The sequence below is a fragment of the uncultured Sphingomonas sp. genome, from assembly GCF_946477935.1.
In the GTDB taxonomy this organism is placed as follows: domain Bacteria; phylum Pseudomonadota; class Alphaproteobacteria; order Sphingomonadales; family Sphingomonadaceae; genus Sphingomonas.
This window is the reverse complement of the sequence record NZ_CAMLAC010000115.1, coordinates 1-11,020: the sequence shown is the minus strand read 5'-3', so window position 1 is coordinate 11,020 and position 11,020 is coordinate 1. Positions and strand designations below refer to the sequence as shown.

Here is an 11,020-nt window from a genome sequence, read left to right as displayed (position 1 = left end):
GGCCGAACAGGTGCATCCGTGCGCCGCTGAAATAGACACGCTGGCGCTCGGGGCGATAGGTGACGCGGACCGCGGTGATCTTCCAGGAAGGATTCTTGGGGCAGCCATCGGATGTCTGCACCGCGCACGGCGTGTAGGCGGCGCGGTCCAGGTTCAGCGTGCCGTCGTCCTGCCGGGTCCCGCGCACCGCAGCCAGCCGGCCACCTTGTTCGAGGACGACGAGCATGTTGTCCACGACGCCGTCCTTCAGCGAATCGGTCAGTTCGATCGAATCGCCATAAGCGATATCGCCTTCCGGATTGGTGACCGCGACGTCGCCGTCCGCCAGCACCTTGCCGGTCTTGCGGTTCCAGGTAACCTTGTCGGCGCGGAGCCGCTGTCCCTGGCGCACCATGCGCACGTCGCCGGTTGCGGTCACGATATCGGCATCGGTGTCGTATTCGAGCTGCCCCGCGCTGAAACGCACCTGATCCTCAGGGTTGGGGGCGCCGGGGGAAGCCGGAGGCACGGTGCCCTCCGCGGGGGGCGGCACGGCGCGATCCTGCAGGTCCTGGGCGATGGCCGGCGTGGCCGCCAGCAGGACGAGCGAAAGGGAGCAGCCAGCCAGGAGGTCGATACGCAACACGATTCAGTCGGTTCCATCTCTTGGCAGCATCGAGACGGAGCCGCCCTGACCGGCCCCGTGGCGAGTGACGCCTATCGCAAACCCGGAGCACTCCTGCAATCGTGCGCTTGCCGTGGAGCGCCAACGCCCTAGATGGAGGCGCATCTTCAACGAAAGGTCCCCCATGCAGATCGCATTCGCCTCTTCCGTACCGGCCGACGGTGTTCTCGTGCTTCCCGTGGCGAAGGATGGCGTCGGGCAGGTGCGATCGGATGCGGCGGGCGAGGGGCTGGCGGCGATTGCCGCGACTGCGGCGGAGGCCGGGCGCTTCAAGGGCGAGGCGGGTACGCTGGTCGAACTGTTCGTGCCCCATGGCGGCAGCGTGCGGCAGGTGATCCTGGCGGGCGTCGGCGCCGGCAGCGAGACGGAATGGGCCAAGGCGGGCAGCGCGCTGTCGGCACGGCTGCTGACCTCGGGCACCACCGCGCTGGCGATCGATCTGGGCGGGGTGGAGGCGACCCCGGCGGCGGTGGCGGCACTCGCAACGGGCGCGGTGCAGCGCGGCTGGCGCTATGACGTGTATCGCACCACCCAGAAGGAAACGGCAAAGCCGACGCTGGGCACCGTCACGCTTGTGAACGCGCCCGAGGGGGCGGAAGCGGCCTGGGAGGTCGGCCTGGCGCTGAACGGCGGCCTGGCGCTGACCCGCACGCTCGTCACCGAGCCGCCGAACAAGCTGTATCCGGAAAGCTTCGTGGAGCGCGTGCTGCGCGAGGTGGAGGGGCTGGGCCTCGAAGTCACTGTGCTGGACGAGACCGCGATGCGCGATCTGGGCATGGGCGCGCTGCTGGGCGTCAGCCAGGGATCGGTGCGCGAGGCGCGGCTGCTGGCGCTGAAGTGGAACGGCGCGGGCGAGGGCGATCCGGCGCTGGCGCTGGTCGGCAAGGGCGTGACCTTTGACACGGGCGGCATCTCGATCAAGCCGGCCGCCGGCATGGAAGACATGAAGTGGGACATGGGCGGCGCGGGTGCCGTGGCAGGCGCGATGAAGGCGCTGGCCGGCCGCAAGGCGAAGGCCAACGTCATCGGCGTGATGGGCCTTGTCGAGAACATGCCCGACGGCAATGCGCAGCGTCCCGGTGACGTCGTGACGTCGATGTCCGGGCAGACGATCGAGGTGATCAATACCGATGCCGAAGGGCGGCTGGTGCTATGCGACGCGCTGACCTGGGTGCAGAAGACCCACCGGCCCAAGACGATCATCGATCTCGCCACGCTGACCGGCGCGATGATCATCAGCCTGGGCCACGAGCATGGCGGCCTGTTCGCCAATGACGATGCACTGGCGGACAAGCTGCTCGCCGCCGGCAAGGCGAGCGGGGACACGCTGTGGCGCTTCCCGCTGAGCGATGCGTATGACAAGCTGATCGAAAGCCACATCGCCGACATGAAGAATGTCGGGCCGCGCGGCGCCGGTTCGATCACCGCAGCACAGTTCCTGAAGCGCTACATCGACGATGGCGTCGCCTGGGCGCATCTGGATATCGCCGGCATGGTGTGGGCCGACAAGCCCGGCATCTATCATGACAAGGGCGCGACCGGATATGGCGTGCGGCTGCTCGACCGTCTGGTCGCCGAGCATTTCGAAGGCTGAACGGGGGAGCGGCGTCGATGCAGGTGGACTTCTACCATCTGACCGCGGCGCCGCTCGACCGCGTGCTGCCGGCGGTCGCCGAGAAGGTACTGGCCGGGGGCGGGCGGCTGCTGGTGGTGTCCGGGGACGCCGAGCAGCGCGCCGCGCTCGACCGGCTGCTGTGGCTGCATCCGGCGGAAAGCTTTCTGCCCCATGCGCAGGCGGGTGAGGGCGACGACAGCGTGCAACCGGTGCTGATCGCGGGGGAGGTTTCCCCCGCCAACGCCGCGCGGCATGTGGCGCTGGCGGATGGCATGTGGCGGGACGAAGCGCTGGCGTTCGACCGGGTATTCCACTTCTTCGGCGAGGATCGCATCCGCGATGCGCGCGGAGCGTGGAAGGCGCTGGGCGAGCGCGAGGACGTGCAGCGCCGCTACTGGAAGCAGAACGATGCCGGGCGCTGGGAACAGGCGGCCTGACCCACCCCGAAGCAGTGTTGCCAAGCCGCCACGGTGCGATTAGGGCGGCGCCACTTTTTCCCCGACCATCACAGGAGCAGCGTGACCGCCATGGCCGCGAACCGTACTTTCTCGATCATCAAGCCCGATGCCACCCGCCGCAACCTGACCGGCGCGGTAACCAAGATGCTGGAAGAGGCCGGCCTGCGCGTCGTCGCCTCCAAGCGCATCCAGATGACCAAGGAGCAGGCCGAGGGCTTCTACGCGGTCCACAAGGAGCGTCCGTTCTTCGGTGACCTGGTCAGCTTCATGATCTCCGGCCCGGTCGTCGTGCAGGTGCTGGAAGGCGAGAACGCCGTGCAGCGCAACCGCGACATCATGGGCGCGACCAACCCCGAAAATGCCGAGCCGGGCACGATCCGCAAGGAACTGGCCGAGTCGATCGAGGCGAACTCGGTCCACGGTTCGGATTCGGACGAGAATGCCGCGATCGAGATCGCCTATTTCTTCAAGCCGGAAGAACTGGTCGGCTGATGCACTGGCGGCTGCGACGCGCGGGGGCAGCGGATGCCGATGCGCTCGCGATGGTTGCGGCCGCCAGCTTCCTCGAGACGTTTGCGGGCGTGCTCGCCGGGCCGGATATTATCCGGCACTGTGCGGCAAACAGCGCGCCCGCAAAGTTCGCCACATGGGCGGACGATCCCGCCAGCGTGGTGACGTTGGCCGAGCATCCGGACGGTGCCGCCCCGGTCGGCTATACGGTGCTGACATCCCCCGATCTCCCGATCCCGCCCGGGCCAGGCGATATCGAGCTTCGCCGCATCTATGCGCTTTCGATCACCCGCGGCACGGGGCTTGGCGCGGCGTTGATGGCGCGTGCCATCACCGATGCGCGTGCGCTGGGCATGACCCGGATGCTGTTGGGGGTGCTGGGCCGCAACCACCGCGCGCGTGCCTTCTACGAACGGCAGGGTTTTACGTTGGTGGGGGAGCGACGCTTCCTCGTCGGTGAGACATGGTATGACGATGTCGTCTATGGACGGGATCTGCGCTGACCGTCAGGCGCCTGTGCCGAGCCGCCGCTCGGGTTCTTAGGCCGCCGGCTTCTCTCTTGCCCAGATCGCATCGAGTGCCTTTTGATTGCCGCCCTTTCGATGGAGGCGCAGATCCTCCAGCTTCAGGGCACGGCCGCGCAGCATGCGGCCCTCGGTACGCCAGATGATGTCGTAGATGCCGGTCAGGCTGTGCGGCTCGTCACCCGCGAAATATTTGACGGTGAGCAGCACGGGCAGGCGACCGGTCTTGCGGTCGTCGCCACCATCGGTTGCCTTCAACAGCGGTTCGGCAAACCAGTCGGCCGAGATCGTCGCGCCGGAGATCGCGGTGCGCCCCTCCACCCCCAAAACGGATGGGAAGGTGACGGCAATGTCGCCAAGGCTATGCGCGTCATCCTCGATCAGCGTCAGCGCGCCACCGTTCGATGTCGGTTTGGCACGCACGACGAAGTGCGCCCGGTCCGCCTTTTCATCGGCCGCCGCTTCCGCCTGCGCCGCACGATCGGCGCGCTTGTCGGACCAGTTGGTGTAGAGCGTCAGCCCGGCGATCAGCAGGCCGATGACCGCGACCGCTTCCGCCAGCGTGATCCACCGGCGGCGGGTGCGCGCCTGATCGGGTGTCTCGCCGCTCACCGGCCACCAGCCTCCAGCAGCCGCGCGGGGGCGGTGAGTTCCCAGCCGCGTGCCACGCGGTCCTCGATCAGCGTCGTGTCGCCGTTTTCCAGGCGATGCCAGCCGTCATCACTGCGCACCGCCACCGTATCGCCATCAAAGCGGGCAAAGGCTGCACCATCGACCAGAAAGGCGACCTCGCCATTATCCGCACCCTCTTCGACCTCCGGCAGCAGCAACGCGACGGCGCGGACCTTGGCAAGAATGTCGGTCATGAGCGGACGAACTCCGATACTATCCGTGGGTAGAGGCGATGTTCCTCGATCAGCACGCGTGCGGCAAGGCTGTCGGCATCGTCGCCGGGAAGGATCGGCACTTGCGCCTGACCCAGCACGGCGCCGGCATCCAGCTCCTCGGTCACGACATGGACCGAACAGCCCGCCACCGCATCGCCCGCCGCGATCGCGCGGGCATGGGTGTCGAGGCCCTTGTATTTCGGCAGCAGCGAGGGATGAATGTTGACGATCCGGCCGCGCCAGTCGCCGACGAACCGGTCCGACAGCAGGCGCATGTAACCGGCCAGTGCGATCACCTGGACCTCCGCCTGGCGTAGCATCGCGGTCATCGCCGTCTCGAACGCGGGCTTGCCGATGCTCTTGGGTGACAGCGCGAAGGTGGCGATGCCCTGTTCGGCGGCCCAGGCGAGGCCGGGCGCGTCGGGCTTGTCGGAGGCGACGAGCGCGACGTCATAGGGACAGTCGGGCGCCTGCGCCGCGCGGACCAGCGCCTGCATGTTCGAGCCGCGGCCCGACAGCAGGATGCCGACCTTAACCCGCATGCGTGCCCGTCCAGTCCGTTTTCGCGCTCCACGTACCGGCCGAGCCCCGCACCGTGCAGCCGCGGGCGCCGTGTTCGACATGGCCGATCCGGTGAACGGTTTCACCGGCCGCGCTCAATGCCTCGGTCACCGCATCCGCCTGATCGGCGGCCACGACGACCGCCATGCCGATGCCGCAGTTGAAGGTCCGCGCCATCTCCTCCGGCTCGATCCCGCCCTGCGCCTGCAGGAACGCCATCAGGCGCGGCTGCGCCCAGGCATCGGCATCGATCACCGCATGCGCGTCGGCGGGAAGGACGCGCGGGATGTTTTCCAGCAGCCCGCCACCCGTGATATGGGCCAGACCCTTGATCCGGCGCTCGCGCAGCAACGGCAGCAACGATTTCACATAGATGCGGGTCGGCGCCATCAGTGCGTCGATGAGGAGGCGGTCTTGGTCGAAGAGGGCGGGGCGGTCGAGCTTCCAGGCTTTGTCGGTGGCGAGTCGGCGGACGAGCGAGTAGCCGTTGGAGTGGACGCCGGAGGAGGCGAGCCCCAGGATGACGTCGCCGCGCGCAATGTCTTGGCCGGTCAGTACGTTGTTCCGTTCGACCGCACCCACGCAGAAGCCGGCGAGATCGTAATCGGCGCCCTCGTACATGCCGGGCATTTCCGCGGTCTCGCCGCCGATCAGCGCGCAGCCCGCCTGCTTGCAGCCCTCCGCGATCGAGGCGACGACGCGTTCGGCAATCGCGTTGTCGAGCTTGCCCGTGGCGTAATAGTCGAGAAAGAACAGCGGCTCGGCACCCTGCACGATCAGGTCGTTGGCGCACATCGCGACCAGATCGATCCCGACCCCCTCGTGCCGGTCATGCTCGATCGCCAGCTTCAGCTTGGTGCCGACACCGTCATTCGCCGCGACCAGCAGCGGATCGGTGAAACCCGCCGCCTTCAGGTCGAAAAACCCGCCAAATCCGCCAAGATCGGCATCGGCGCCGGGGCGCCGCGTCGCCTTGGCGAGGGGGCCGATGGCGCGCACGAGCGCGTTGCCGGCGGCGATGGAAACGCCGGCATCGGCGTAGGTGTAGCTGGGCGTGCTGTCGGTCATCCGCGCCCGTTAGCCACATCGCGCTTGGATTTCCACGCCTGCTTCGCCAAAAGGCCGCGATGCGCCTGCGTGTCCCCATTCTTATCGCCTGCTCCATGGCCATCATGGGATCGGCGGCCGTCATCGCCCAGATGGAGGGGCAGGACCGCGGCGTCGCGCCCGTCGCCAACACCGGCGATTACGAGGTAAGCGGCGTCAGCGTCGATGTCGCCGGCAAGACCGCCGAGGCCGCGCGGCTGGGCGGATGGCGCGTGGCACAGCGCAAGGCCTGGGCCGTGCTGTCGCGCCGGCTGGGCGGTGGCGGCGCGATGGTGTCGGACGGGACGCTCGATTCGATCGTGTCCGGGATCGTCGTGGAAAACGAGCAGATCGGGCCGACGCGCTATGTGGCCAAGCTGGGCGTGACCTTCGACCGGTCGCGCGCGGCGTCGATCCTGGGCATCTCCGCCTATGCCGACCGGTCGCTGCCGATGCTGGTCGTGCCGCTGCAGATTTCCGGCGGCGTGTCGCAGGTGTTCGAGGGGCGTTCCCCCTGGCAGCAGGCCTGGGCGCGGTTCCGCACCGGCAACAGCACGATCGATTACGTCCGGCCAGCCGGCAACGGCCCCGATGCCTTGCTGCTGAATGCCGGTCAGATCAATCGGCCGGGCCGCGGATGGTGGCGCACGATCATCGATCAATATGGCGCGTCGGACATCCTGATCCCGACCGTGCGGCTGTACCGGCAATGGCCGGGCGGACCGGTGATCGGTGTGTTCGAGGCGCGGCACGGTCCGGACAATCAGGTGCTGGGCACCTTCACCTTGCGCGTGGGATCGCCGGCCGGGCTGGCCCAGTTGCTGGATACCGGCGTGCAGCGGCTGGATGCCCTGTATCAGCGCGCGCTGTCGAGCGGGGCGCTGCACCCCGATGCCAGCCTGAGTCCGCCGCCGGCGCCCGAGCCTGTCATCGATGACGAGGCGCTGGGCGACGAGCCGATCGAGGGGCTGGACGCCGCGATCGCCGCCACCACCGGTGCAGGGATCGCCTTGACGGTGCAGTTCGATACGCCCAGCGCCAGCGCGGTGGCGAACACGGAAAGCCTGGTGCGCTCGATCCCAGGCGTGCGTCAGGCGGCGACCTCCAGCCTGGCGCTGGGCGGCGTTTCCCTGATGCGCGTCACCTATGACGGCGACCCCGCCGCGTTGCGGGCGGCGCTGGAGAGCCGCGGTTACCAGGTGATCGGCAGCGGCACCACGCTGCGCATCCGCCGGGCCGCACAGATACCGACGCCGGCGGTGCCGGCCGATAACGGAATTACCGGATGAGTCAGATGGCCCTTCCGCTGGCATGGCCGGCGGACCCGCGTTCGGACGCGTTTCTAATCACCCCCTCCAACGCCCATGCCGCGCAGATGCTGGATCGCTGGGAAGGCTGGCCGACGCGCACGGCCGTGCTGACCGGCCCGCGCAAGTCCGGCCGGTCGCTGCTCGCGCGCATTTTCGCGGCGCGCAGCGGCGGCACGATCATCGACGACGCCGAACGTCTGCCCGAGGCGCAGATCTTCCACGCCTGGAACCGGGCGCAGGCGGAAGGGCGGCCGCTGGTGATCGTGGCGGATGCCGCACCGCCGCTATGGGCGGTCAAGCTGCCCGATCTTCGTTCGCGCCTCGCCAATTCGACGCTGGCCGAGATCGACGCGCCTGACGACGAGCTGATCCCGCTGCTGCTGGACCAGTTGTTCACGCGTCGCGGGCTGTTCGCCGGGCCGGACCTGATCGATTGGCTGGCCACGCGGATCGAGCGCAGTCATCTGGCTGTCATACGCACCGTCGATATGCTCGATCAGCAGGCCATGGAACGTCAGAAGCGTTTGTCCATTCCCCTTGCACGAGCCACCCTGACGGAAGCCGGCCTGATCGCCGACCCCTGACCCGACAAGCGAGACCTGATGACCCGCCCCGCGCATATCGCCAAGATGGCCGAACCGGACGACGATCCCTTCGTACCGGAGCCGAGCGGGCGGTACTTCAACCGGGAACTGTCCTGGCTCGCCTTCAATCGCCGCGTGCTGGACGAGGCGTGCAACAGCGCGCATCCGCTGCTGGAACGGCTGCGCTTCCTCTCCATTTCCGGCTCCAACCTGGACGAGTTCTTCATGGTCCGGGTCGCGGGGCTGAAGGGGCAGCAGTCGCAGGATGTCGGCCAGCGCTCGGTCGACGGGCTGACGCCCGGCCAGCAGTTGAGCGGTATCGTCGCGGAAGCCGACGCGCTGCTTGCCAGCCAGCAGGCGGTGTGGGGAGACCTGCGCAACCTTCTGGACGAAGCCGGCATCTTCGTATTGCGCCGCGATGCGATAGACGGCGCGGCGCATGACTGGCTGGAGACGCATTTCCGCGAGCAGATCTTCCCCATCCTGACGCCGCAGGCACTGGACCCGGCGCATCCCTTCCCCTTCATCCCCAACAAGGGGCTGTCGATCATCTTCGACCTGACGCGTGTGTCGGACGAGGAGCCGATCATGGAGCTGGTGATGCTGCCCGCCACCATGCCCCGCTTCGTGCGGTTGCCAGGTGAGCCGGCGCGCTACATTTCGATCGAGGCCATCGTCCGGCGGTTCTCGACGCAGCTTTTCCCCGGCTATGTGGTGAACGGGTCGGCCACCTTCCGCGTGCTGCGCGACAGCGATATCGAAATCGAGGAAGAGGCCGAGGATCTGGTCCGCTACTTCGCCAACGCGATCAAGCGTCGCCGCCGGGGCCGGGTGATCCGGCTGGAGATGGAGACGGGGATCCCCGATACCCTGTCCGCCGTCCTGCGCGACGAGCTGGGCGGATCGGACGCGATCATCACCGAAAGCGGCAACCTTCTGGGCATCGGCGACCTGGGCATGCTGGTGGACGAGGATCGGCCGGACCTGAAGTTCCCGTCCTTCTCGCCCCGTTTTCCCGAGCGTATCCGCGAATTTGCCGGCGACTGCTTCGCTGCGATCCGCGCCAAGGATATCGTCGTCCACCACCCGTACGAGACGTTCGAGGTGGTGATCGCCTTTCTGAAGCAGGCGGCGGCCGACCCGGACGTGGTGGCGATCAAGCAGACGCTGTACCGGGCGGGCAAGCAGTCCGCGATCATCAACGCGCTGATCGCCGCGGCCGAGGCCGGCAAGTCGGTGACCGCGATCGTGGAGCTGAAGGCGCGGTTCGACGAGGAGCAGAACCTGTACTGGGCGGCGGCACTGGAACGCGCCGGTGTGCAGGTGGTGTATGGCTTCATCGATTGGAAGACGCATGCCAAGGTGTCGATGGTGGTGCGGCGCGAGGGCAATGCGTTTCGCACCTACTGCCATTTCGGCACCGGCAATTACCATCCGGTCACGGCGCGCATCTATACCGATCTGAGCTTCTTCACCGCCGATCCGGCGCTGGGGCGCGATGCGGCGCGGATGTTCAACTACATCACCGGCTATGTCGAGCCGACGCATATGGAGCGCGTCAGCCTGTCGCCGCGCGACCTGCGCGCCAATCTGATGGCGATGATCGACGACGAGATCGCGAACGCACGGGCTGGCAAGCCCGCCGGCGTCTGGGCCAAGATGAACTCGCTGGTCGACCCCGCGATCATCGAGAAACTGTACGAGGCAAGCGCCGCGGGCGTCGAGATCGACCTGATCGTCCGCGGCATCTGTTGCCTGAAACCGGGTGTCGAGGGGCTGTCCGATCATATCCGCGTGAAATCGGTCATCGGGCGCTTCCTGGAACACAGTCGCATCTGGGCGTTCGGCAACGGCAAGGCCCTGCCCAATGACGGGGCCAAGCTGTTCATATCCTCGGCGGACTGGATGCCGCGCAACTTCGATCGGCGCGTCGAATATATGCTGCCGATCCTGAACCCGACGGTACACGACCAGATACTGGATCAGGTGATGGTCGCGAACCTGCTGGACAATGAGCAGAGCTGGGAATTGGAGCCGAACGGCCGTTATGTCCGTGACGAGCCGGGAGATCGACCGTTCAACCTGCACCGCTATTTCATGACCAACCCGTCGCTGTCCGGGCGCGGCGCGGCACTCGAGTCGCGTGATGCCGTTCCCACGCTTTCGCTTCGCCGGCAGCGCTGAGCCGATGACGAACATGGCGAAGTCGACTGCGCCTGAATCGGCGCCGCGCACCGCGATCATCGACATCGGATCGAACTCGGTCCGCCTCGTCGTCTATCAGGGCCATGCGCGGCTGCCCGCGATCCTGTTCAACGAAAAGGTGATGGCGGGTCTGGGCCGCGGGCTGGCCGCAACCGGCGCGATCGAGCCGGGATCGCTCGCCAAGGCGCAAAAGGCCCTGCGCCGCTTTGCCGCGCTGGCGCGTGAGATGAAGGTCGATACCATCCGCACCGTCGCCACCGCCGCCGTGCGCGACGCCGCCAATGGCCAGCGGTTGATCGATTGCGCAAACGAACTGGACCTGAAGGTCGAACTGCTGTCGGGCGAGCAGGAGGCCAAGGGCGCGGGCGAGGGCGTGCTTTCCGCCATTCCGGAGGCGGACGGGATCGTCGGCGATCTGGGCGGGGGTAGCCTGGAACTGGTGCGCGTGCGCGGTGGTCAGGTCGGCGACCGCGTATCCTTTCCGCTGGGCGTGCTGCGCATCCCGGCGCTGCGCGAAAAGGGCGGCAAGGCGTTCGAGCGGCATATCGCCCGGCTGGTGGACGAGGCGGGATGGGAGGGCGCGGGCAGGGGCCTGCCCTTCTATCTGGTCGGTGGG

The 11,020-nt window shown here is 67.6% G+C and carries 12 protein-coding genes and 1 pseudogene; 8 read left to right on the top strand and 5 right to left on the bottom strand.

Features of this window, described 5'->3' with window-relative positions; all coding sequences use genetic code 11:
• Positions 1-625: LPS-assembly protein LptD (locus Q0U08_RS12630; protein WP_367271125.1), on the bottom strand; the 625-nt coding region annotated here is incomplete at its 3' end.
• 163 nt (positions 626-788) lie between these two features.
• On the opposite strand from Q0U08_RS12630, the gene Q0U08_RS12625 reads away from it, so the two are divergent.
• The 4 genes from Q0U08_RS12625 (at position 789) to Q0U08_RS12610 (ending at position 3,750) form a co-directional block, all read left to right on the top strand.
• On the top strand, positions 789-2,258 hold the full coding sequence (locus Q0U08_RS12625; protein ID WP_298091745.1) for a leucyl aminopeptidase: 1,470 nt from the start codon (positions 789-791) through the stop codon (positions 2,256-2,258).
• 17 nt (positions 2,259-2,275) lie between these two features.
• Positions 2,276-2,716 (top strand): DNA polymerase III subunit chi, encoded by a 441-nt coding sequence (locus Q0U08_RS12620; protein WP_298091744.1) that lies wholly within the window; start codon positions 2,276-2,278, stop codon positions 2,714-2,716.
• A 90-nt stretch (positions 2,717-2,806) separates the two neighbouring features.
• On the top strand, positions 2,807-3,229 hold the full coding sequence (ndk, locus tag Q0U08_RS12615) for a nucleoside-diphosphate kinase (protein ID WP_298091746.1): 423 nt from the start codon (positions 2,807-2,809) through the stop codon (positions 3,227-3,229).
• Positions 3,229-3,750 carry a GNAT family N-acetyltransferase gene (locus Q0U08_RS12610; RefSeq protein WP_298091743.1) on the top strand — a complete coding sequence of 174 codons (522 nt, stop codon included), beginning with the start codon at positions 3,229-3,231 and terminating at the stop codon, positions 3,748-3,750. Before ndk ends, Q0U08_RS12610 begins: the two co-directional genes overlap by 1 nt.
• 36 nt (positions 3,751-3,786) lie before the next feature.
• Here Q0U08_RS12610 and Q0U08_RS12605 read toward each other — a convergent pair whose 3' ends face one another.
• From Q0U08_RS12605 to purM, 4 genes are read right to left on the bottom strand one after another with little or no spacing between them, the layout of a single operon-like run.
• Positions 3,787-4,383 (bottom strand): hypothetical protein, encoded by a 597-nt coding sequence (locus Q0U08_RS12605; protein ID WP_298091742.1) that lies wholly within the window; start codon positions 4,381-4,383, stop codon positions 3,787-3,789.
• Entirely contained in the window at positions 4,380-4,637 is a 258-nt protein-coding gene (locus Q0U08_RS12600; RefSeq protein ID WP_298091741.1) for a hypothetical protein, read from the bottom strand. Before Q0U08_RS12600 ends, Q0U08_RS12605 begins: the two co-directional genes overlap by 4 nt.
• Entirely contained in the window at positions 4,634-5,200 is a 567-nt protein-coding gene (gene purN / locus Q0U08_RS12595; protein ID WP_298091740.1) for a phosphoribosylglycinamide formyltransferase, read from the bottom strand. Before purN ends, Q0U08_RS12600 begins: the two co-directional genes overlap by 4 nt.
• Complete coding sequence (purM, locus tag Q0U08_RS12590; RefSeq protein ID WP_298091739.1) at positions 5,190-6,287, bottom strand: phosphoribosylformylglycinamidine cyclo-ligase; 1,098 nt, start codon at positions 6,285-6,287, stop codon at positions 5,190-5,192. The genes purN and purM overlap by 11 nt, the downstream gene beginning before the upstream one ends.
• Positions 6,288-6,382: 95 nt before the next feature.
• On the opposite strand from purM, the gene Q0U08_RS12585 reads away from it, so the two are divergent.
• The 4 genes and pseudogenes from Q0U08_RS12585 to Q0U08_RS12570 all read left to right on the top strand — a co-directional run.
• Positions 6,383-7,594, top strand: a complete 1,212-nt coding sequence (locus tag Q0U08_RS12585) for a heavy-metal-associated domain-containing protein (RefSeq protein ID WP_298091738.1) — start codon at positions 6,383-6,385, stop codon at positions 7,592-7,594.
• A complete protein-coding gene (locus Q0U08_RS12580; protein ID WP_298091737.1) occupies positions 7,591-8,199 on the top strand; it encodes a chromosomal replication initiator DnaA in 609 nt (202 codons plus the stop codon). The genes Q0U08_RS12585 and Q0U08_RS12580 overlap by 4 nt, the downstream gene beginning before the upstream one ends.
• Before the next feature lie 18 nt (positions 8,200-8,217).
• A complete protein-coding gene (locus Q0U08_RS12575; RefSeq protein ID WP_298091736.1) occupies positions 8,218-10,383 on the top strand; it encodes an RNA degradosome polyphosphate kinase in 2,166 nt (721 codons plus the stop codon).
• Positions 10,384-10,387: 4 nt separating this feature from the next.
• Positions 10,388-11,020 (top strand): annotated as a pseudogene (locus tag Q0U08_RS12570) (Ppx/GppA family phosphatase); the annotation flags it as partial.

Bases quoted from the DNA above. Each gene is read 5' to 3' on its own strand.
- Q0U08_RS12610 (WP_298091743.1), top strand. From the start codon at position 3,229: ATGCACTGGCGGCTGCGACGCGCGGGGGCAGCGGATGCCGATGCGCTC.
- Q0U08_RS12620 (WP_298091744.1), top strand. From the start codon at position 2,276: ATGCAGGTGGACTTCTACCATCTGACCGCGGCGCCGCTCGACCGCGTG.
- purN (WP_298091740.1), bottom strand. From the start codon at position 5,200: ATGCGGGTTAAGGTCGGCATCCTGCTGTCGGGCCGCGGCTCGAACATG.
- Q0U08_RS12575 (WP_298091736.1), top strand. From the start codon at position 8,218: ATGACCCGCCCCGCGCATATCGCCAAGATGGCCGAACCGGACGACGAT.
- Q0U08_RS12625 (WP_298091745.1), top strand. From the start codon at position 789: ATGCAGATCGCATTCGCCTCTTCCGTACCGGCCGACGGTGTTCTCGTG.
- ndk (WP_298091746.1), top strand. From the start codon at position 2,807: ATGGCCGCGAACCGTACTTTCTCGATCATCAAGCCCGATGCCACCCGC.
- Q0U08_RS12600 (WP_298091741.1), bottom strand. From the start codon at position 4,637: ATGACCGACATTCTTGCCAAGGTCCGCGCCGTCGCGTTGCTGCTGCCG.
- purM (WP_298091739.1), bottom strand. From the start codon at position 6,287: ATGACCGACAGCACGCCCAGCTACACCTACGCCGATGCCGGCGTTTCC.
- Q0U08_RS12580 (WP_298091737.1), top strand. From the start codon at position 7,591: ATGAGTCAGATGGCCCTTCCGCTGGCATGGCCGGCGGACCCGCGTTCG.
- Q0U08_RS12585 (WP_298091738.1), top strand. From the start codon at position 6,383: ATGGCCATCATGGGATCGGCGGCCGTCATCGCCCAGATGGAGGGGCAG.